Below are 20,403 nucleotides of genomic sequence, written 5' to 3'. Positions count from 1 at the left end.
ACGCGGAGGTTGGCCGGACGGCCACACCGCGTGACGTTGGGCCAGGGCATGGCACGGCAGGTCTCTCAGTCAAGTGTCGGAGAGGCGCGGGTACCGGTGGGAGTGGACCTGAGAGCGAATGACGACGGCATCCTGGTTGCTGTGGTCCGCCGGTACCTCCATCCTGGCAACTAGACGTGAGAGTTTGATCGTCGTCGGCGGGTGCGGTCGCTCCGTTTCGATGAGTGCGGTGCTGAATGCATCCGAAGTTGGAGCATCGACGCAATGACCGGTAGCACCCGGTGAAGCGAGGACCTGTAGATCGGGGGACGGACTAGACGGGCCTCGATGGCTCGGGCGCACCGTGCGCCGCGCCCGTTCAGTCCCGGGCGGCGAAGATACGGCGGAACACCACGAAGCGGATGACGGTGGCGATGGCGTTGCCGACGGTCACCGTCACGGTGTCCCACAGCGTCGAGGCCTGCGGCCACTGGTGATGTTCGAGGGCGAGGGCTCCGCTCGTCACGGCGAGCGTGACGACGAGGATGGCGAGGCTCTGCAGGTGAGCGTCACGGCCGCGTTCGTGGCCGGCTGCGTCGAACGTGAACCGCTGGTTGACCCACGTGTTGAGCACCGTGCAGATGAGCAGCGCCAAGATGTTCGCGATCTGGTGGTTCATTCGCGTGTCGAGAACGGCGAACAACACCGTGTAGAGCACCGTCGAGGCGATGCCGACCATCGCGAAGCGCATCGCCTGCGCCGCTCCGGGGGAGCGCAGCGCGTCGAGGCGGCTGCTGCCTGGAGCGCTCGCCGTCATCGACTCGTCGCTCGAACCCGATGAGGTCGAAGCAGTAGAGACGGGCGCGGTCGTCGAGCGGCGCGCGGTGTCCGCGCCGGGCGTCGGGTTCACGATCGGTCCTCCTGAGACGATGGCCGCGGATCTTCGAGGGGCAGGGACACCGTGAAGCACGTGCGTCCCGGCCGGCTCTCCACCCGCACGGTACCGTGATGCGCCGCGACGACCGCATCGACGATCGACAACCCCAACCCCGTCGAGCCCTCCGTACGCGTTCGCGCTGCGTCCCCGCGCGTGAACCGCTCGAACAGGTGCGGCATGAACTCGGGCGGGATGCCGGGGCCGTCATCGGTGACGGTGAGCAGCACGTCGTCATCGCGCCGCGCGAGGCCGGCCGTCACCGTCGTGCCCGCCGGGGTGTGACGCCGCGCGTTGGCCAAGAGGTTGATGACGACCTGACGCAGGCGCGCCTCATCGCCGATGACCTCCGGGAAGTCCTCCAGATCCTCCGGCAGGTCGAGATGCCACACGTGCTCGGGCCCGGCCGCGTGCAGATCGCTGACGGTCTCGACGACGACGCGCGTCAGGTCGACCGGTTCGCGTTCGAGCTCGCGCCCTGCGTCGAGTCGGGCGAGCAACAGCAGGTCTTCGACGAGTGTCGTCATGCGTCCCGCTTCCGACTCGATGCGGCCCAGCGCATGCGTGACACCGACGGGAACCGGCTCCTTCTCGCGCCGCGACAACTCCGCGTAGCCACGGATCGATGCGAGTGGCGTGCGTAGCTCATGGCTGGCATCGGCGACGAACTGGCGCACCTGCATCTCGCTCTCGTGACGCGCGTCGAGCGCTGAGTCGACATGGTCGAGCAGGTTGTTGAGCGCCAACCCGACGGTGCCGACCTCGGTGTGATCGTCGGTCAGCGCCACCGGTACGCGCTCGTCGGTGCGCACGTCACCACGCCCCAGCGGCAGTTCAGAGACACGTTCCGCCGTCGCTGCCACCTGCTGCAGCGGCCGCAGGTTACGACGCACGAGCAGGAACGAGGCGCCCCCGATCGTGACGAGACCGAGCAGCCCCATGAGTGCGATGTTGCCGGCGAGCGCGCGGATGTTGTCGTCGATCGGCGCGAGCGGTAGCCCGATGAACGCGATGTCCCCGTCGGGCTTCGGGACACGCACGACGCGGTAGCGGCCGAGGGAGCCGTCGAAATCCATCGTCTTCGGCGTCGTGCCCAGGTCTGCCGTCGCTAGACTGCGAATCTGCGCTTGCGACAACGTCAACTGTGTGCCCGTCGCGGACGAGACGTAGTTCTGGTCGACCACGAGCGAATGAGGCGTCGACGACGCGTCGAGCGTCAGCCGCAGCACACTGCCCCCGAGGCCTGGTGCGCGAGGGTGCGAGTCCTTGTCCGCCGGCCCGCCCAGCTCCGTGGTTCCCGCCGGCCCGCCGCCGACGGCGCGCTCGACGTCGATGAGTTGCTGATCGACCTGCTTCATCAGCGAAGTGCGCATCGACAGCACCGTCGCGGCGCCGATGAGCGTCAGCACGAGGATGAACAGGGTGACGATGGACGCGAGCAGCTTCGAACGCAGCGTCCACCGGGCCGGGTTGAGGATCATGACGGGTCGCTGTCTCCCAGCTGCTCGAGGGCGGGTGGTCGTCTCCGCGTGGGGATGGGGACGGGCTCCAGGCCTTCATCTTCGCCCGTGATCGCGTCGTGCTCGACGCGTTCTCGGGCAACGATCGCTGACGACGGATGCCCGCCGCCGCGATCAGCCGGCCGGTTTGAGCACGTAACCGGCGCCGCGCATCGTGTGGATCATCGGTTCGCGGCCGGCGTCGATCTTCTTGCGCAGGTAGCTGATGTACAACTCGACGACGTTCGCCTGCCCACCGAAGTCGTAGTGCCACACGCGATCGAGGATCTGCGCCTTGCTCAGCACGCGCTTCGGGTTGCGCATGAGGAAGCGAAGAAGCTCGAACTCCGTTGCCGTGAGGTTGATCTCGGTGCCGGCTCGCATCACCTCGTGGCTGTCCTCGTCGAGCGTCAGGTCGCCGACGGCGAGCAGCGACGTCTCCTCCTCGGCGAGCTGCACCGAGCGACGCAGCAGTGCGCGCACGCGTGCCACGACCTCCTCGAGGCTGAACGGCTTCGTGACGTAGTCGTCGCCGCCCGCCGTCAGACCGGCGACACGATCCTCGACGGCGTCGCGTGCCGTCAGGAACAGGACCGGCAGCGTCGGGTCCTCGTCGCGCATGCGGCGCAGCACCTCGAGGCCGTCGAAGTCGGGCAGCATCATGTCGAGCACGACGGCGTCCGGCTTGAACTCCTTCGCCGTCTTGACGGCCGAGTTGCCCGTCGCCGCCGTCTTGATGTCCCACCCCTCGTAGCGCAGGGCCATCGAAAGCAGTTCGGTGAGGTTCGACTCGTCGTCGACGACGAGGACGCGGACGTTCGAGCCGTCAGGACGCTTCAGGGCAGGGGCAGCGGTGCTCATGACACCGAGTCTGCGCCACCGAACTGTGTCCTTTCAATGCCGTTTCTGTGACGTTTCTGTGTGGGCGGCGAGCGGTGTCGTCCCACATGGCGCCGATGCGCACCGAGTGGGAGCGGGGCGGGAGGTCGACGTCACATTCGTTGCTGTGAGGTAACGAGTGCGGCGATTCCGGCACCGAGACCTCCCACGTGTTTCGGTTCCGCATCAGGTGGGAGCAGCAAAGGATGAGCTCAGAACGTGACGCTCTCCTGTGGACAGCGACGGGTGTGGATGACGCGCAGCACGCGGGGGTTCCTCCGGAACGAGCTGCGCACATGAGCATCGGCACCTCCTGCGGCGGACCCACACCTTCGACGGGCTCACGCGGCCTCCGTCACGGCTGCAGCGCTGCAGGGCCTGCCGGTGCCGTCGACCGACCGGGTGCACATCTCCCTTCCGCACGGTGCACGGTGGCGACATTCGGATGCGGTGGTGTTGCTCGCGGCGCTGCGCGCTTGTTCGTCGCCGAGACGGCCGCCGGGCCGATCGCGATGACTCCGCCGGCCGATCTCCTCGGCGAGGTCGTCGATCGGGTGCCGCTCGTCGACGCCGTGGTCCTCGCCGACGCGGTGCCCGCGCATCATGAGCTGATGGCGAAGGACATGCTGAGCGAGTGGTCGACGAACCCACGCCTGCGCCAGGTTGCCCGTCTCGCCGACGGGCGCGCCCAATCGCCGATGGAGGCGCGCCTGCGTCCGTTGTTCGTGCTGGCGGGCTTGCTGACGCCGGTGCTGCAGCACCCGGTACGCATCGAGGGAGTGAACCGGCGCTTCGACCTCGCATATCCGCAGTGGCACCTCGCACGCGCACCGTGCGGGGAAGACGTGACGCCGCGTCGTCCCACTCGGCGTAGAACTGCACCGAGTGGGGAGAACCCCGACACGCGACGTCCCACTTGCCGCGCATCTGCGACAAGTGGGACGTGTGGTCGGCGCTCCTGCGGACGGGCCGTCAGCGGGTGGCGACGACCTTGCGCAGCTGCGGGCGCGGGTCCGGAGCGGACAGGCGGGCCGCGTCGGATGCCTCGTCGGTGTCGAGCTCCTGCGACTTCACCTCGGCAGCGACCCGCTCGGTGTACGACTCGACCTCGGCGTCGCGCTGCTCCTGCGTCCAGCCCAGGATCGGCGCGATGATGTCGGCGACCTCGGCGGCCGCGTCGACGCCGCGGTGCTTCGTCTCGATCGACATGCGCGTGCGGCGCGCGAGGACGTCCTCGAGGTGCATCGCACCTTCGTCCGTGACGGCGTACGCGATCTCGCAGCGCAGGTACTCGTCGGCGTTCGTGACGGGCTCGAGCAGCGACTCGTCGTCCTTCGACAGGGCGAGCACGTCGTACAGCTTCGAGCCGTAACGGTTGAGCAGGTGCTCGATGCGCCATTCGGGCAGGCCCGACTCGGCGGCGATCTCGTGCTTGAGGTTGAGCATCGCGGCGTAACCGTCGGCGCCGACGAGCGGCGTCACCTCCGTCACCGACTCCTTGATGGGGCCGAGGTCCTGGGCCGCGGCGTCGACGGCGTCGGCGGCCATGACGCGGTACGTCGTGTACTTGCCGCCGGCGATCGAGATGAGGCCCGGCTGCGGACGCGCGACGGCGTGCTCGCGCGACAGTGCGGAGGTGTCCTCGCTCTCGCCGGCGAGCAGCGGACGCAGACCGGCGAACACGCCGAGGATGTCGTCACGCGTCAGCGGCGAGGCGAGCACCGTGTTGACGTGCTCGAGGATGTAGTCGATGTCCTTGCTCGTCGCGGCGGGGTGCGCGACGTCGAGCGCCCAGTCGGTGTCGGTCGTGCCGATGAGCCACTGCTGGCCCCACGGGATGACGAACAGCACCGACTTCTCGGTGCGCAGGATCAGGCCGACCTCGCCGGCGATGCGGTCGCGCGGGACGAGGATGTGCACGCCCTTCGACGCGCGCACGCGGAAGCGGCCCTTGCCACCTGTCATCTTCTGGATGTCGTCGGTCCACACGCCCGTGCAGTTGATGACGACCTTGGCGCGCACGTCGGCCGTCTCGCCGGTCTCGACGTCGCGGATCTTCGCGCCGACGACACGGTCGGCCTCGGTGATGAGCGAGACGACCTCGGTCGAGTTGCGCACGATCGCGCCGTACTGCGCGGCGGTGCGGGCGACCGTCATCGTGTGACGTGCGTCGTCGGCCTGGCAGTCGTAGTAGCGGATCGAGCCGACCATCGCGTCGTTCTTGAGGCCGGGGAACATCTTCATCGTGCCGCTCTTCGTCAGGTGCTTCTGACGCGGGACGGAGCGGGCGCCGCCCATCTGGTCGTACATCGCGATACCGGTCGCGACGTACGGGCGCTCCCACGCGCGGTGCGACAGCGGGTACAGGAACGCGACGGGGTGGACGAGGTGCGGCGCGATGCGCGTCATCATGAGTTCGCGCTCCTTGAGCGCCTCGGCGACGAGCGCGAAGTTGAGCTGCTCGAGGTAGCGCAGGCCACCGTGGAATAGCTTCGAGCTGCGGGACGACGTGCCGCTCGCGAAGTCGCGAGCCTCGACGAGACCCGTGCGCAGACCGCGCGTGACGGCGTCGAGCGCAGTTCCGGCGCCGGTGACGCCACCACCGATGACGAGGACGTCGAGCTCACGCTCGGTGAGTTCGCGCCAGGACTCGGCGCGCGAGCTTGGGCCCAACTGTGCGCTGTACGGGTGCATGGTCATCGAAAAACCTCCACTGCCGGGTCGAAGGCGCGTCGGAGATCGTCGAGACGCGCCGATTCTCTGGTCTTTCTTCACCTTAGACCCGCCTGTTCGGCCCCGATACCGCCTGCGGGGGTGTCATTCCTCACCGGACGCCGGCGCAGCTCGCCGGGCCGCGTGGGCCACGCCCTGCCGCGTGGGCCTCTCCCGGCAGCGGGGCCGCGACGAACTGCGCGAGTCCGATCGACCTGGTGGGTGGTCGACGAGATCGGTTGAGGTGCCGCTGGCCCCGTGCGAGCATGGGCGCAGAAGTAGACACGATCTCGAGGAGCTGTCTCATGGAGCACGCCATCACGTGGGTCCTGTGGGCCGTCACCGCCGTCGTTCCCTTCCTGGGCCTGGCCTGGTGCCTCACGTCGCCGCCGGCCGAGGTGCGTCGCACGCCTGAGATCGCTGAGACCTCGCCCGAGCGCTGACGTCGTCCCCGGCTGTCCCGAGGCGTGGGAACCGCCCCGGCTGGTTGATCCCTTGCGCGGGCCAGGGCCACGATGACGGGTGTGACGCGGAACATGTCCCCGTCCGACCTGCCGGGGTGTGCCTGTCGTAAGCTTCATCGGCAGCATGAGTGGTGGTCGTCACATGCCACCGTCGAACGTCGAGAAAGGCACCCATGAGCCTCGGTCAGGTCTTCATCAGCGAACTTCTCGGGACGGCGATTCTCGTCGTCCTGGGTGTCGGAGTGGTGGCCAACGTGCTGCTGCCCCGCAACGGAGGCTTCGGGGGAGGGCCTCTGATGATCAACATCGGGTGGGGCTTCGCCGTCTTCGCCGGTGTCTTCGCCTCGTACAAGTCGGGCGCGCACCTCAACCCGGCCGTCACTCTGGGCATCCTCGCCTCGGGGGCCGATGAGTACGCGAAGGGCGTCGACATCAGCGTCGCGTCGACCTTCGTGTATCTCGCGGCGCAGTTCATCGGCGGCTTCATCGGTGCCGTCGTGGTCTGGGCCGCCTACAAGAAGCAGTTCGACGACCACGAGGACGCCCCGACGAACGTCTTCTCGACGGCTCCCGCCGTGCGCGCGCCGTTCTGGAACGTCGTCACCGAGGTCGTCGGCACGTTCATCCTCGTCTTCACGATCCTGGCGTTCACGAAGACCCCGAGCCAGGCCGGCCCGCTCAACGTCGCGTTCCTCGTCGTCGCGATCGGCGTCAGCCTGGGTGGCCCGACGGGTTATGCCATCAACCCCGCCCGTGACCTCGCTCCGCGTCTCGCGCACTTCGTCCTGCCGATCCCGCGCAAGGACGACTCCAACTGGGGTTACGCCTGGGTGCCGGTCGTCGGCCCCGTCATCGGTGGTGTGCTCGCCGGTCTCGCCGCCCACGCCTACATCGGCTGACGCAGAAGCGCACACTGGACACCAGCAGCATCGAACACGGATCGCACGAGGAGTGAACATGGCTGACAAGGCCGAGAAGAAGTACGTCGCCGCCATCGACCAGGGCACGACGAGCACGCGCTGCATGATCTTCGACCACGACGGCGAGGTCGTCGCCGTCGCGCAGATGGAGCACCAGCAGGTCTTCCCGAAGGCGGGCTGGGTCGAGCACGACGCCCTCGAGATCTGGACGAACACGCGCAAGGTGTGTGCCGAGGCACTCGCGAAGGGTGACCTCGACTCCGACGACATCGCCGCCGTCGGCATCACCAACCAGCGTGAGACGACGCTCGTGTGGGACAAGAACACCGGCAAGCCGGTCTACAACGCGATCGTCTGGCAGGACACGCGCACCGACGCGATCTGCAAGGAACTCGCCGGTGACGCCGGCAGCGAGAAGTACAAGGACGTGTGCGGTCTGCCGCTCGCGACGTACTTCGCTGGCCCGAAGGCCAAGTGGATCCTCGACAACGTCGACGGCGCCCGCGAGAAGGCCGAGAAGGGCGACCTGCTGTTCGGCACGATGGACACGTGGGTCATCTGGAACATGACGGGCGGGCCGAAGGGCGGCGTCCACGTCACCGACGTCACCAACGCCTCGCGCACGATGCTGATGAACCTCGACACCCTCGAGTGGGACGAGGACATCGCGAAGGACATGGGCATCCCCATGTCGATGCTGCCTGAGATCCGCAGCAGCAGCGAGGTCTACGGCAAGGTGCGTCACCGCGGCATCCTCAAGGACGTGCCGATCTCCGGCGCGCTCGGCGACCAGCAGGCCGCGACGTTCGGCCAGGTCTGCTTCGAGCCCGGCACCGCGAAGAACACGTACGGCACGGGCAACTTCCTCATCCTCAACACGGGTGAGGACAAGGTGATGAGCAAGAACGGCCTGCTCACGACCGTCTGCTACAAGATCGGCGACGAGAAGCCCGTCTATGCACTCGAGGGTTCGATCGCCGTCACCGGCTCGCTCGTGCAGTGGCTGCGCGACAACCTCAAACTCATCAAGGACGCCAAGGAAGTCGAGAAGCACGCGAAGGAGGTCGACGACAACGGCGACGTCTACGTCGTCCCCGCCTTCTCCGGCCTGTTCGCGCCGCACTGGCGCAGCGACGCGCGCGGCGCCATCGTCGGCCTCACCCGCTTCGCGAACCGCGGCCACATCTGCCGCGCCGCCCTCGAGGCCGTCGCGTTCCAGAGCCAGGAGGTCGTCAAGGCAATGAACGCCGACTCCGGCGTCGACCTCACCGAGCTCAAGGTCGACGGCGGCATGGTCGTCAACGAGACGCTCATGCAGTTCCAGAGCGACCTGCTCGACGTCGACGTCATCCGCCCGAAGATCAACGAGACAACCGCGCTCGGCGCCGCGTACGCCGCGGGGCTCGCCGTCGGGTTCTGGAAGGACCTCGACGACTTGCGCCGTCAGTGGGCCGAGAGCAAGCGTTGGGAGCCGTCGATGGACGACGCAGAGCGTCAGCGTCTGCTCAAGCGCTGGGGTCAGGCCGTCGAGCGCACGCTCGACTGGGCTGAGTGATCGCCCGCGACGACCGACGGCCGCACCCCCTGCCTCGGTGCAGGGGGTGCGGTCGTCGGTCGTCGCGGTGCGGTGAAACGTCCCCGGCGGGCGGCGTTGCTCGGTAAGGTTCGAGACATGTTCGTCGTCAGCGTGTGCAGCCTCAAGGGCGGGGTGGGCAAGACGTCCGTCGTGCTCGGCCTCGCCGCCGCAGCGCGGGCGAGGGGGCTGACGACGCTCGTCGTCGACCTCGATCCGCAGGGGGATGCGACGTACGCGTTGGGCGTCGACGCTCCCGGGGCCGTCAGTGCTGACGTGCTGGAGCGGCCGAAGCGCAAGGTGCTCGAGCGCGCCATCGTGCCGGCCGGCTGGCCGCGCGGCAACACCGATCTGCACGTGCTGCCGAGTTCGGACGCGACGGCGAACCTCGACCGGCCCGACGCCGACGGCGAGCAGTTGCACACGCTGCGCACCGCGCTTGGCAAGCTCGACTACGACCTCGTTCTCATCGACGCGCCGCCGTCCCTGAGCGGCCTGACGCGCAGTGCGCTCGTCGCGAGCGACCGCGCCGTCGTCGTGACGGAGGCAGGTGCGTTCGCCGTCAACGCCGTGACGCGACTGTTCGCGGCGATCGACGAGATCCGCCGCACCGAGGCCGGCGGGTTGCAACCGCTCGGCATCGTCCTCAATCGGTACAAGCCGTCGATGGCGGAGCAGCGCGCGCAGCGGGCCGCGCTCGAGCGCGCGTTCGGCCCGCTCGTGCTCTCGCCGACGCTGCCCGATCGCGCGGTCGTCCCGAAGGCTCAGGGAGCACGCGCACCCCTCGACGCGATGTCCGGTGGCGCCGCGGCGCTCCAGGGCTTCGAGCTTCTCCTCGGACGCATCGAGCGAGCGTCGCGGCTGACGCGTCGCAGTGATCGGCGGGCGTCCGCGTCAGCATGACGCGTTTCTCATCGCCGACCCGCGCAACCCACATGGGTCTCATGCGTCTATACGGTCATGAACGGGGTGGACGGACGGCGCGTGGGGTGCGTGCCGAACGACAAGAGGATCGGCGAAGCTGCGCCACGATCCACCGCCATGACACCCTGTAGAGTCGGAACCTATGCATCGCTGAGCCCGGCGGGTTGCGCCCGCGCCCCGCGCCGAAGGGCGAGTCCACGCGCCCAACACGTGACGGGAGGAGACGCCATGACGTTGATCGTCGTGCCCATCCCCCTCCCCCCGTGGGCGATGACGGCCGGGGACGCGACCTCCCGTCGCGCGCGTCGCGACGCTGCGTCGTCCCGCCGCGATTCCGCGGCCGGCATGCCGGATGACGGCCACGGCGAACCCGAGGGTCTCGACCTCGACGAGCTCTACACGAACACCTACCACGACATGGTTCGGCTGGCGCGGCAGTTCGTCGACGACGTCGAGTCGGCGCAGGACGTCGTCCACGACGCGTTCCTGGGCCTGTACCGCAACCGTCACAACCTCGAATCGCCGGCGAACGCGCGCGCCTACCTGCGCACGGCCGTGATGAATCAGGCGCGCTCGGCGCTACGCCGTCGACGCACCGCGCGCGAACACATGGCCGTCGCCGAGCCCGAGACGGCACCCGGCTCCGACGAACCCGTCCTCCTCGCCGACGAGCACGCCGAGGTGCTGCGTCACCTCGACGCGTTGCCGGCGCGGATGAAAGAGGTGCTCGTCCTGCGTTACTGGGAGGGGCTCAGCGAGGCAGAGATCGCGAAGACCCTCGGCATCAGCACAGGAACCGTGAAATCGCAGGCTTCCCGCGCGATGAAGAAACTGACGGTATTCATGCGAGGCAACGATGGGTGAGTTGCGACCTGACGACTTCACCGCCTTCGAAGCGACGCTTCGAGAGGCGCTGTCGGCGCGGGCCCACACCGTCAGCCCCGCGACGCTCAACGTCGCGAAGATGGAAGCGCTGCGCGAAGCCCTGACGATGCCGCACGGGGCGGGAGGCTCCGGTTCTACGGGCTCGTCTGGTTCGTCCGGCGGCTCGGGTGGGTCCGGCGGTATCGGCGCGGGTGGCAGCGTGAGCACCTGGGCCGCAGGTGGCCTCGTCCTCACCGCCGCAGCATCGGCAGCGTTCGGCCTCGTCTACATGGGCAAGGATTCGGCGCGGTACGAGACGCGCACCGCTGCGTCCCAGACGAGCGCTGCCGGCTCGCAGGGCGCGCCGCCCACCTCCGGCGCGCCGTCCGGGACGCAGCCGACGGGCGCGGCGTCGTCCGAGGCGACGAATTCGTCTTCGGCATCGGTGGCGTCGTCGAGGGCAGGTACGTCCGATGTGTCGACGGCTCAGCTGGCGGCGAGCGATGCCGGCGCCAGCCGTTCACCAGCTAACGGCGCGACGTCGCTGCCGTCTGTGCCCGCGCGCTCGGTGGCGGCCGCGCCGAGCGCTGACGCCGTCCCGACGGTGCAGCCGACGAGCGCGCCGTCGATGCCCACCGGGCCGGGCACCGTCGTGGCCGACCCTCCGGCGACGAGCCATTCGACCACGTCGTCGACCACGAGTGACGTCCCCACCGCATCGTCGACGGCTGCCCCGACGACGAGCACCGTGCCGCCCGTGACGCCGACGTCACCGGTCCAGCCGACTTCGTCACGTCCCACGGCACCGACGACGAGCATCGTCGTTCCGCCGACGACAGCGGAACCGACATCACCGCAGCCGACGAGCTCGGATCCGACGTCGCCGACGACGAGCATCGTCAACCCGCCGACGACGACGGAACCGACCTCGCCAGAAACGACGACTCCACAGCCGACAAGCCCGGAACCGACGTCGCCGACGACGAGCATCGTCGTTCCGCCGACGACAGCGGAACCGACATCACCGCCGGCGACGAGCCCGGAACCGACGTCGCCGACGACGAGCATCGTCAACCCACCGATGACGACGGAACCGACCTCGCCGCAGCCCACGTCGCCTGAGCCGAGTACGTCGACCGGCCCGACGACGCCCCCTGCGCCGGGGACAGGCTTTGATCCGGCGTGGGGTCGGGGGCTCCAGATCGGTCGATGGATGTGCTTCGATCCGGTCCGTGTCGGAGGTACGAACGCACCTGCCGGATGGCAGGTGCTCGACCTCCAGGAGATCCAGGTCATCTTCCCGTGGGCGCAGTTCCCGTGGGGTGCCACGGCGTGGTGCGCGCCCATGACCCTCGGCAGCGGAGGCTGACCGGCCGCGCTGTCGTCAGCCGGGGTCGACCATGGTGACGCCGGGTCGCTGCGAGTGTGCGCGGACGCGTTCGGCGTTGGTCTGATCCGGTCCGAGGGCACGTCGTCGGGCGTCGGCCGGGTCGTTGCCGTACGACTCGTGGCGGGCCATGAGACGGGCCATGCGTCGCTCGGCTGAGGGAGTGAGCATCCACGCCACGTCGAACAGCAGCGCCAGGCGGGCCCACGGCTCCTCGTCGAGCAGCACGTAATTGCCTTCGACGATGACGAGTTGTGTGTCGGCGGGCACCTCGATCGCACCGGCCACCGCGTCTTCGATCTCTCGGCGGAACTCGGGGGCCCAGATCGTCGGATCGCCGGGTCGCTGGGCGTGGATGCGTTCGACGAGCGCGACGAAGCCGTGCGCGTCGAACGTCTCGGGCGCGCCCTTGACGTCTGTCATCGCCCGGCTTTCGAGGACGCTGTGCGCGAGGTGAAAGCCGTCCATCGGCACGACGGCGGCCGTGACGCCGGCCTGGTCGGCGTCGAGCAGCAAGCGGGCGGCCGCCGTCGACTTCCCTGCGCCCGGCTCGCCGGCAAGACCGAGCAGGACGCGTGAGCCGCTCCGACAGTGTTCCATGACGGCGGCGCTGGCCTCGTCCAAGGGGATCATGCGGTCATTCCTCTCGTCTCGGCGCAGCCTACCGCCAGCCCTCAGAGAGGGCCCGTGCCCGAGCCTGCGCCCGTCCTCAACGGCGATTCCTGTCCCCATCTGCGAATTTCGTCCACCTTCGCGATTCTCGTCCACCTCTGCGAACGGCGTCCCCATCTGCGATTCTCGTCCACCTTCGACGCCGCCACGGACGCCGAGGTGCTCCCGCCGGGCGCCGATGCGAATGTGACCAAGAATCGCGAAAGGGGACAGGATTCGCCGACGGGGACGAGGATCGCCGGGGGGACGGCGAAGCCTCCCGGGCGCTCGGGTGAGCACGCGGGAGGCTTCGTGACCGACGACGGCCAGTGACGATCGGCCGGGATCGCCACGTCGTGGGGGAGACGCACCCTGCTGGGCTTCATCGAGTCTGCCCCGCCCAAGCGGAACCTGCTGGCGCACGCCCCGCCGAAGCGGAACCTACTCATGCAGGCACCGAGGCGGCGAGCGTCTCCGTGATGGGCTCAGGCGCCGAGGCGCTCCTTGAGACCGTCGAGCTCGACCTGCAGCTGCACGGGCAGCTGGTCGCCGAACTTCGCGAACCATTCCTCGATCTGCGGGATCTCGGCCTTCCACTCCTCGACGTCGACGGCGAGCGCCTTCTCGAGCTGCGCGTCCGTCAGGCCGAGGCCGTCGACGTCGAGCGACTCGGGCGTCGGGACGTGGCCGATGGGCGTCTCGACCGCGGCGGCCTTGCCCTCGATGCGCTCGATGACCCACTTGAGGACGCGGCTGTTCTCGCCGAAGCCCGGCCACAGGAAGCCGCCGTCCTCGTCACGACGGAACCAGTTGACGTAGAAGATCGCCGGCAGCTTGGATGCGTCGGCGTCCTTGCCCACGTTGACCCAGTGCTGGAAGTAGTCGCCGGCGTTGTAGCCGATGAACGGCAGCATCGCCATCGGGTCGCGGCGCACGACGCCCACCGCGCCGGTCGCGGCGGCCGTCGTCTCGGACGACAGCGTCGCGCCCATGAAGGTGCCGTGCAGCCAGTCGCGGGCCTCGGTGACGAGCGGAACCGTCGTCTTGCGGCGGCCACCGAACAGGATCGCCGAGATCGGCACGCCCTGCGGGTCGTTGTACTCGTCGGCCAGGATGTCGCACTGGTCGATCGGCGTGCAGTAGCGGCTGTTCGGGTGGCTCGACAGCTCGCCCGACTCGGGCGTCCAGTCGTTGCCCTTCCAGTCCGTCGCGTGAGCCGGCGTGTTCTCCAGCTCCTCCCACCACACGTCGCCGTCGTCGGTCAGGGCGACGTTCGTGAAGACGCTGTTGCCCTTGTTGATTGCGGCCATCGCGTTCGGGTTCGTGTGCTCGTTCGTGCCCGGCGCGACGCCGAAGAATCCGAACTCGGGGTTGACGGCGTAGAGGCGGCCGTCCTCACCGAAACGCATCCAGGCGATGTCGTCGCCGAGCGTCTCGACCTTCCAGCCCGGGATGGTCGGCTTCAGCATCGCGAGGTTCGTCTTGCCGCAGGCGCTCGGGAAGGCCGCCGCGACGTAGTAGACCTTGTTCTCCGGGGAGATCAGCTTGAGGATGAGCATGTGCTCGGCGAGCCAGCCCTCGTCACGCGCCATGACGGACGCGATGCGCAACGAGTAGCACTTCTTGCCCAGCAGCGCGTTGCCGCCGTAACCCGAGCCGAAGCTCCAGATCGTGCGCTCCTCGGGGAACTGCACGATGTACTTCTCCTCGTTGCACGGCCACGCGACGTCCTTCTGGCCGTCGGCGAGCGGCGCGCCGAGCGAGTGCAGCGCGGGGACGTACTTGGCGTTCTCGCCGAGCTCCTCGATGCGCTTCAGGATCTTCGTGCCGCAGCGCGCCATGACGCGCATCGACGCGACGACGTACTCCGAGTCGGTGATCTCGACGCCGAACATCGGGTTCTCGGCCTCGAGGTGACCCATGACGAAGGGGATGACGTACATCGTGCGGCCCTTCATGCAGCCCTTGTACAGGCCACGCATGAGGTCCTTCATCTCGTTCGGGTCCATCCAGTTGTTGGTGGGCCCGGCGTCCTTCTCGTCGACGGAGCAGATGTACGTGCGGTCCTCGACGCGCGCGACGTCCTGCGGCGAGCTCGCGGCGTAGAACGAGTTCGGCTTCTTCTCCTCGTTGAGGCGCGTGAACGTGCCCTGCTCGACGAGCTTGTCGGTGATCTGCTTCCACTCCTCATCCGATCCAGTCACCCACTGGATGCGGTCGGGGGTGGTCATCTCGGCGACCTCCGCAACCCAGGCCGCGAGGCCCTCGTGCGTCGTGCCGCCTTCGGTGGGAACGCCGGCCTTCGGCATGTCCATCGTCGTCATGTGGATCGGCCATCCTTAGTGTGCGATCGGGCCCGAGCGGGATCTCCGCGCGTGCCGTCCTGATCGCTGTCGTCGGTCACCCCGGCCGCGGACGTTTCGTGGCTGGCCACGATTGTTTTCCGCTGCACGAATGGGGACTCTTCGAACGTACGGGTATCTCGACGTCAAGATAAAATGGGCGATCGAACCAAGCTTGTGAGCTGAGTCACAAATGCATGGTGACCTGTTGGGTTTCAGTGTCGAATGTCGAAAGTGACGACGAACTCGCCGTTAACTCAACATTTCCACCCACGACGGTGACCTGTGGCACGGGTTGTTGGCGGGTTCGTTCGGAGGCGTTCGGAACGCTGCGCGGACGCTGAGTGCGAAACTCCCAAGCTTGGGCGTCGGAGGCCCGGGGGGTGGCGAGGCGGCTGCGAAACCCCCCCCCAGCTCGGGCGATTCGACGGTCACAACCCGCCGAGGTCTTCCAGGCCCTGTGGATAACTTTCGGCATGGTCGCACCGAACCAGCGAGCCTGGAGGCATGACGACATCTCGACCCGCAGCTGAAACGTCGTCCGAACGTCGCGCGTCCCGCCGAGCGGTAGCCGAGCGGCGACGCGCCGCGTTGAACGGATTGGGTCCGTCGCCCTTCACCTCGCGGGAGGCGCTCGTGGCGGGTTTGAGTCGGAGCGACCTCGCCTCCGATGACGTCCGTCGCCTCTTCCGCGGCTCTCCCTCGTCGACGCCGTCGTTCTCGCCGATGCCGTCCTGCGCCTGAGGTCGGTGGATGCAGTGCGAGCTCGTGCTGCATGGGCGGAGTCGCTCGGGACGCGGCCCGGGCGCGGGCGGGATCTCGTGCGGCTCGTCGATGGGGCAGCAGAGTCGGCGATGGAGACGCGGCTGCGCGTGTTGCTCACCCTTGCGGGGCTGCCGCGACCGGTGGCGCAGGTCGAGGTGATGGCCGGCGGGTATCGTCGTCGGCTCGATCTCGCGTACCCCGAGCTGAAGATCGCGATCGAGTACGACGGCGATCATCAGTACACCACCGAGGCACAGAAGCACGCGGACATCGAGCCCGAAGCGGCGTTGCGCGCCGAGGGGTGGGAGTTCATCCGCGTCGTGTCGCACGGGATCTACCGCGACCCGGCAGGAACGGTGCGGGCTGTGGCAGCCGCCCTCGGACGACGGGGCTGCGCGGTGAGAACGTCGGACGAGTGGCGGGCCCACTTTCGTCAGCTCGCGTAGGCGGGCGAAACTCCTGGCGTTGGGAGTTCTGCAGCCATTCGGGCAGGCACTGGCTGTGAAACTCCCGAGGTCGGACGGTTCAGCGCAGAGCGATCCCGACATCGCCGGCGACGGCTTCGACCATGCGGGTGAGTCGCGCAGTGCGCTCGGGCATGGTGTCGCGGTAGTCCGCCAAGGTGAGAAGACCCGGCCCGGCGAAGGCCCATGCGCGAGAACGGGCCCACATCGCCTCGTCGGCACCAGCGGCACGCGCGAACACGGCGCGACCCGGTGCGTCGAAGAGGTCCCAGGCGTAGAGCAGGTCGACCGCGGGGTCACCCACACCGAGCCCGCCGAAGTCGATGACCCCGGCCAGCGCGCCGCGAGCGTCGACGAGCACGTTCTCGGGCGACAGGTCGGTGTGCACCCAGACCCCGGCCTTCGGCGCGGGGCCGACCTCGCGCAGCCGCTTCCACGCCAGGCGCACCTGAGCCGGGTCGAAGAGGTCGCTCAGCTCATCGGCTGCTTCCTCGACCCAGCCGTCAGTGGTGTCGTTCACCGGCTCCCCACAGCGGTAGCCCCAGCGCTCGGCCCCGCCCACTTCGCCGCAGGTGTCGAGCGCGTGGAGCTCTGCGGTGAACTCGCCGAGCGTGGTGGCAAGCGCTTGCTGCATCGGCGCCTCAAGATCTCTGGGCGTGCGGCCTTCGAGCCATGTGACGACGGCCCATCGGCGCGGAAACACCGCACTTGGTCGCCCGGTGAACTCGATTCGGGGGATCGGTGTCGTCACGGCAGCTCCGAGCATCGGCAGCCACGTCACTTCCTTGGCCAGGTCGTCGGCGTAGGCATCGGAGCGTGGCAGACGAAGCGCGAGGTGCTCCCCGATCCGGAAGACCCAGTTGCTGCTGCCGGACGTCTTGCTCGGGCGCACCTCGAGCGTCGAAAGGTGAGGTGCCTGTTCACGCAAGAGTCGGGCGGCGTCGGCAGCGTCGGGCTCAGAACTCATCATGTCGGGAGTTTTGCAGCCGACTCGGCGAGCGGCGACGCATTTTCTCCCAATGTCGGGAGATGGGCGCCGGCATCACACGCGAGAGAGCACCAGCGTGATTTCGTGGCGATTGTGCTGCAACTGCCGCGCGAAGGTGATGTCGTATGCCTTCGTCAGCATCGTCATCGCCTCGTCGGCCTGCTTGACGGGGTTGTTCGTGCCGAGCTTCAACGTCACGATCGCGCTGCCTCGGGGACGCAGCATGTCGGACGCCTCGAGCATCGTGTGCGCCGAAAGCTGCGGCGGCATGCGCATGTCGTTGACGATGAGGTCGACGCGCTCGCCGTGCTTCGCGACGAACTCGCCCGCCGTCGTCTTGTGGTGCTCGACGCCGCCGAGGTTCATGACGCGCTCGTCGATGTCGGCCGGGTCGACGGCGTGCACCTGCGAGAAACCGTGCGAGCGCAGGATGCGCGTCCAGCCACCGGGGCTCGCGCCGAGGTCGACGGCGACGTCTCCGCGCGGCACGTCGATGAGGCCGAAGAGTTCTTCGAGCTTGAACTCGGCGCGGCTGACCTGCTCCTTGCGTGCGGCGAGGCGGATGCGCCCGCCGGCCCAGTCGGACAGGCCGAGCCGCGTCGGCGTCACCCCCGCCGTCAGACGATCCTCACCGAGGCACAGCGACAATGTGTGCTCCGCGCCGCCGGGGACGACGCGGACACCTTCGTCCATGAGCATCTCGAGCAGGGGGCGACGCACCTTGCCCGGCGCCCAGGTCGCCTGCCCCGAATCCCAGGTGTGCAGCGACACGGCGTCACCGGCCCGATACTGGCCCGCCTCGGTGAGCGCTTCGAGGCGCGTGGTCATCGCGTCGAGGGCCCATTCGGCGATCTCCTCGACGTCGTCGTGCTGATGTGCCTTCGTCGGCGTGTGCGCCTCGACGTTCGCGAGGTATTTGCAGAACCTGAGGTAACCGCTCGTCGCGAGGTCGTGGAGCCGTTCGATGCCGCCGTCCTTCAACTGCACGAGCCCGGCGTCCTCGCCGACGCGCGTCACCTTCTCGATGTCGAGCTCACGGCGCAGCTCGACGACGGCGGACCGGTAGTAGTCGGGCGTGGTGGAGAACAGCACGGGAAGCTCGATCACCCGGTCAGTGTAGTGGCGAACGACATGACCCCGATTGCGCGTCGCGGCCGTCGGCCACAACCGAACCTCCTGCACCGGCGACGGCACGAACCCCCACCCGTCAGGCAGGTGGGGGTTCGTCAGGGTGCCGAGGTGAGGGTCAGTGTTCGTGGCCCTCTAGGCGTGCTTCTTCGGCGTCGAAGGCGTCGGGGTCGATCTTGCCGCGCACGAAGAACCAGCCGATGACGAGGACGATCGCGACGATCGGGGAGGCGACGCAGACCGTCAGGAAGCCCTTGTTGTCACTGGTCGCCAGGAGCACGACGACGGCGACGAGGAACAGCAGCGCGAAGATGTCGCTCGCGGGGGAGGCCCACAGGCGGAACGCGGGCCGGGGGGTGCCGCCACGCTTCGACTTCACGACGAACGCGAGGTGGCTCAGCATGATGAGGCACCACACCGCGATGATGCACACCGACACGAAGTTGAGCGCGATCTCGAACGCCTCGCTCGGCCACAGATAGTTGATGACCACGCCGACAGCGCCGAGTGCAGCCGTCGCGATGATGCCGGCGGCGGGCACGGCGCGCCCGCTCATGACGCCGAGGAAGCGCGGCGCCGAACCGGAGACGGCCATCGACCGCATGACACGTCCCGTCGAGTACAGGCCCGAGTTCATCGACGAGGCCGCGGCCGTGATGACGATGACGTTCATGACGCCCCCCGCGTGTGGCACGCCGGCTTGCGCCAGGGCGGTGACGAACGGCGACGTCGTCGACGAATACTCATCGGTGGGCAGCAGCAGCGTCAGCAGCACGAGAGAACCGAGGTAGAAGACGATGATGCGCCACAGCACCGAGTTGACGGCGCGCGGCATGACCTCGAGCGGGTTCTCGGCCTCACCGGCGGCGACGCCGACGAGCTCCATCGACGAGTAGGCGAAGATGACGCCCTGCATGAGCATGAACATCGGCGCGAGACCGTGCGGGAAGAACCCGCCGTGGTCGGTGATGTTGTGCAGGCCGGGTGCGGAACCACCCACGTGGTGGCCGGAGACGATGAAGTAGATCGCGAGGGCCATGAACCCCAGCAGGGCGGTGACCTTGATGATGGAGAACCAGAACTCCATCTCACCGAACAGCTTCACCCCGACGAGGTTGATCGCGACGGTCACGACGAGGGCGATGGCTGCGATGACCCACTGAGGGACGTGCTCGCTGAAGAAGCCCCAGTAGTGGAAGTACAGGGCGATCGCGGTGCAGTCGACGACGATCGTCGTCGCCCAGTGGATGAAGTGCATCCAACCGGCGGTGTAGGCAGCCTTCTCGCCGATGAACTCCCGGCTGTAGCTGACGAACGCGCCCGAGCTCGGGCGGTGCACGACCATCTCGCCGAGGGCGCGCACGACGATCATCGCGACGACACCGCAGATGGCGTACGAGATGAGCAGGGACGGCCCGCCCTTCTCGAGGCGGCCACCGGCACCGAGGAACAGTCCGGTGCCGATGGCGCCACCGATGCCGATCATCTGGATGTGGCGGTTCTTCAGGTTCTTCGCATAGCCGTGGTCACCGGCGTCGGCGGGGCGTCCCGCGGTGGGCGCCGGGTTGTTCTGGGTGTCGGCGGAGGTCGACATCGCTCCCTTTCACGTCGAGGCCGGGTGCGGCCTGGGCACGCACACACTAGGGGAGGCGTGCGGCGTCGACGCACGCAGGGCCGTCATCGCCGTGAGCGATCCGGTCACGAGGAGGCGTCTGGAGTGCACAGACGTGGGGGGGGCCCCCCCCCCCCCCGGGGGGGGGGGGGGCCGGGGGGGGGGGGGCGGATCCGGGCGGGGCCGCGCGCTTTCTCCCCCGCGCGCCGGCGGCGCGCGCCGAGCTCGCCCATCTCGTCAGCGGCCCAGGCGCGGTGGTCGGTGCCGACGGCGTGGTGGTGCGTGATCGTGCCACCGTGTGCCGCGATGACGTCGCTC

General features: G+C 68.5%; 19 protein-coding genes. 7 read left to right on the top strand and 12 right to left on the bottom strand.

Annotated features, from left to right (window positions below; genetic code table 11):
* Positions 1-358: 358 nt before the first annotated feature.
* The 5 genes from NQ706_RS06160 to NQ706_RS06140 form a co-directional block, all read right to left on the bottom strand.
* Positions 359-889, bottom strand: a complete 531-nt coding sequence (locus NQ706_RS06160) for a GtrA family protein (protein WP_038566760.1) — start codon at positions 887-889, stop codon at positions 359-361.
* Complete coding sequence (locus tag NQ706_RS06155) at positions 886-2,394, bottom strand: cell wall metabolism sensor histidine kinase WalK (RefSeq protein WP_038566763.1); 1,509 nt, start codon at positions 2,392-2,394, stop codon at positions 886-888. The genes NQ706_RS06160 and NQ706_RS06155 overlap by 4 nt, the downstream gene beginning before the upstream one ends.
* 153 nt (positions 2,395-2,547) lie before the next feature.
* Positions 2,548-3,273 carry a response regulator transcription factor gene (locus NQ706_RS06150; protein ID WP_038566765.1) on the bottom strand — a complete coding sequence of 242 codons (726 nt, stop codon included), beginning with the start codon at positions 3,271-3,273 and terminating at the stop codon, positions 2,548-2,550.
* Between the two features lie 359 nt (positions 3,274-3,632).
* Entirely contained in the window at positions 3,633-4,052 is a 420-nt protein-coding gene (locus NQ706_RS06145) for a hypothetical protein (RefSeq protein ID WP_150112708.1), read from the bottom strand.
* A gap of 211 nt (positions 4,053-4,263) precedes the next feature.
* On the bottom strand, positions 4,264-5,991 hold the full coding sequence (locus NQ706_RS06140) for a glycerol-3-phosphate dehydrogenase/oxidase (protein WP_006946713.1): 1,728 nt from the start codon (positions 5,989-5,991) through the stop codon (positions 4,264-4,266).
* Between the two features lie 317 nt (positions 5,992-6,308).
* Here NQ706_RS06140 and NQ706_RS06135 point away from each other — a divergent pair, with 317 nt between their 5' ends.
* The 5 genes from NQ706_RS06135 to NQ706_RS06115 all read left to right on the top strand — a co-directional run bounded on the left by NQ706_RS06135 (position 6,309) and on the right by NQ706_RS06115 (position 10,748).
* Entirely contained in the window at positions 6,309-6,446 is a 138-nt protein-coding gene (locus NQ706_RS06135; RefSeq protein WP_006946717.1) for a hypothetical protein, read from the top strand.
* 194 nt (positions 6,447-6,640) lie between these two features.
* Positions 6,641-7,366: an MIP/aquaporin family protein gene (locus NQ706_RS06130; RefSeq protein WP_038566770.1), complete on the top strand. Its 726-nt coding sequence runs from the start codon at positions 6,641-6,643 to the stop codon at positions 7,364-7,366.
* A 58-nt stretch (positions 7,367-7,424) separates the two neighbouring features.
* A complete protein-coding gene (glpK, locus tag NQ706_RS06125; protein ID WP_038570215.1) occupies positions 7,425-8,942 on the top strand; it encodes a glycerol kinase GlpK in 1,518 nt (505 codons plus the stop codon).
* A 117-nt stretch (positions 8,943-9,059) separates the two neighbouring features.
* The gene (locus NQ706_RS06120; protein ID WP_038566773.1) at positions 9,060-9,863 is read left to right on the top strand and encodes a ParA family protein; all 804 of its coding nucleotides are present in this window, start codon (positions 9,060-9,062) and stop codon (positions 9,861-9,863) included.
* Positions 9,864-10,112: 249 nt separating this feature from the next.
* Positions 10,113-10,748, top strand: coding sequence for an RNA polymerase sigma factor (locus tag NQ706_RS06115; RefSeq protein ID WP_038566776.1), 636 nt, complete (start codon positions 10,113-10,115; stop codon positions 10,746-10,748).
* Between the two features lie 486 nt (positions 10,749-11,234).
* On the opposite strand, the gene NQ706_RS06110 is transcribed toward NQ706_RS06115, so the two are convergent.
* Together NQ706_RS06110 and NQ706_RS06105 are read right to left on the bottom strand one after the other, a co-directional pair.
* Complete coding sequence (locus NQ706_RS06110) at positions 11,235-11,861, bottom strand: hypothetical protein (RefSeq protein WP_038566780.1); 627 nt, start codon at positions 11,859-11,861, stop codon at positions 11,235-11,237.
* Between the two features lie 271 nt (positions 11,862-12,132).
* Complete coding sequence (locus NQ706_RS06105; RefSeq protein ID WP_051805585.1) at positions 12,133-12,768, bottom strand: hypothetical protein; 636 nt, start codon at positions 12,766-12,768, stop codon at positions 12,133-12,135.
* Between the two features lie 54 nt (positions 12,769-12,822).
* On the opposite strand from NQ706_RS06105, the gene NQ706_RS06100 reads away from it, so the two are divergent.
* Complete coding sequence (locus NQ706_RS06100; protein WP_150112709.1) at positions 12,823-13,119, top strand: hypothetical protein; 297 nt, start codon at positions 12,823-12,825, stop codon at positions 13,117-13,119.
* A gap of 152 nt (positions 13,120-13,271) precedes the next feature.
* Here the strand turns inward: NQ706_RS06100 and NQ706_RS06095 are convergent, their stop codons facing one another.
* The gene (locus tag NQ706_RS06095) at positions 13,272-15,110 is read right to left on the bottom strand and encodes a phosphoenolpyruvate carboxykinase (GTP) (RefSeq protein ID WP_038566783.1); all 1,839 of its coding nucleotides are present in this window, start codon (positions 15,108-15,110) and stop codon (positions 13,272-13,274) included.
* A gap of 872 nt (positions 15,111-15,982) precedes the next feature.
* On the opposite strand from NQ706_RS06095, the gene NQ706_RS06090 reads away from it, so the two are divergent.
* A complete protein-coding gene (locus NQ706_RS06090; protein ID WP_288756381.1) occupies positions 15,983-16,339 on the top strand; it encodes an endonuclease domain-containing protein in 357 nt (118 codons plus the stop codon).
* 79 nt (positions 16,340-16,418) lie between these two features.
* Here the strand turns inward: NQ706_RS06090 and NQ706_RS06085 are convergent, their stop codons facing one another.
* From NQ706_RS06085 to NQ706_RS06070, 4 genes are all read right to left on the bottom strand, one after another.
* Complete coding sequence (locus tag NQ706_RS06085; protein ID WP_051805589.1) at positions 16,419-17,327, bottom strand: aminoglycoside phosphotransferase family protein; 909 nt, start codon at positions 17,325-17,327, stop codon at positions 16,419-16,421.
* 72 nt (positions 17,328-17,399) lie between these two features.
* Positions 17,400-18,452, bottom strand: coding sequence for an SAM-dependent methyltransferase (locus NQ706_RS06080; RefSeq protein ID WP_235181995.1), 1,053 nt, complete (start codon positions 18,450-18,452; stop codon positions 17,400-17,402).
* A gap of 139 nt (positions 18,453-18,591) precedes the next feature.
* Positions 18,592-20,067 (bottom strand): amino acid permease, encoded by a 1,476-nt coding sequence (locus tag NQ706_RS06075; protein ID WP_038566786.1) that lies wholly within the window; start codon positions 20,065-20,067, stop codon positions 18,592-18,594.
* Positions 20,068-20,171: 104 nt separating this feature from the next.
* Positions 20,172-20,393, bottom strand: coding sequence for an FAD-linked oxidase C-terminal domain-containing protein (locus tag NQ706_RS06070; protein WP_404360621.1), 222 nt, complete (start codon positions 20,391-20,393; stop codon positions 20,172-20,174).
* Between the last annotated feature and the right edge of the window lie 10 nt (positions 20,394-20,403).

Origin of the sequence: Dermacoccus sp. BD5 (assembly GCF_044878485.1) — a bacterium.
GTDB classification, from domain to species: domain Bacteria; phylum Actinomycetota; class Actinomycetes; order Actinomycetales; family Dermatophilaceae; genus Dermacoccus; species Dermacoccus nishinomiyaensis.
The sequence above is the reverse complement of the archived record's forward strand: the minus strand, read 5'-3'. Positions and strand labels throughout refer to the sequence as shown.

Excerpts from the sequence above, each read along its gene's own strand:
- NQ706_RS06155 (WP_038566763.1), bottom strand. The coding sequence starts at position 2,394 with ATGATCCTCAACCCGGCCCGGTGGACGCTGCGTTCGAAGCTGCTCGCG.
- NQ706_RS06150 (WP_038566765.1), bottom strand. The coding sequence starts at position 3,273 with ATGAGCACCGCTGCCCCTGCCCTGAAGCGTCCTGACGGCTCGAACGTC.
- NQ706_RS06140 (WP_006946713.1), bottom strand. The coding sequence starts at position 5,991 with ATGACCATGCACCCGTACAGCGCACAGTTGGGCCCAAGCTCGCGCGCC.
- NQ706_RS06135 (WP_006946717.1), top strand. The coding sequence starts at position 6,309 with ATGGAGCACGCCATCACGTGGGTCCTGTGGGCCGTCACCGCCGTCGTT.
- NQ706_RS06130 (WP_038566770.1), top strand. The coding sequence starts at position 6,641 with ATGAGCCTCGGTCAGGTCTTCATCAGCGAACTTCTCGGGACGGCGATT.
- glpK (WP_038570215.1), top strand. The coding sequence starts at position 7,425 with ATGGCTGACAAGGCCGAGAAGAAGTACGTCGCCGCCATCGACCAGGGC.
- NQ706_RS06120 (WP_038566773.1), top strand. The coding sequence starts at position 9,060 with ATGTTCGTCGTCAGCGTGTGCAGCCTCAAGGGCGGGGTGGGCAAGACG.
- NQ706_RS06115 (WP_038566776.1), top strand. The coding sequence starts at position 10,113 with ATGACGTTGATCGTCGTGCCCATCCCCCTCCCCCCGTGGGCGATGACG.
- NQ706_RS06105 (WP_051805585.1), bottom strand. The coding sequence starts at position 12,768 with ATGATCCCCTTGGACGAGGCCAGCGCCGCCGTCATGGAACACTGTCGG.
- NQ706_RS06095 (WP_038566783.1), bottom strand. The coding sequence starts at position 15,110 with ATGACGACGATGGACATGCCGAAGGCCGGCGTTCCCACCGAAGGCGGC.
- NQ706_RS06090 (WP_288756381.1), top strand. The coding sequence starts at position 15,983 with ATGGAGACGCGGCTGCGCGTGTTGCTCACCCTTGCGGGGCTGCCGCGA.
- NQ706_RS06085 (WP_051805589.1), bottom strand. The coding sequence starts at position 17,327 with ATGATGAGTTCTGAGCCCGACGCTGCCGACGCCGCCCGACTCTTGCGT.
- NQ706_RS06075 (WP_038566786.1), bottom strand. The coding sequence starts at position 20,067 with ATGTCGACCTCCGCCGACACCCAGAACAACCCGGCGCCCACCGCGGGA.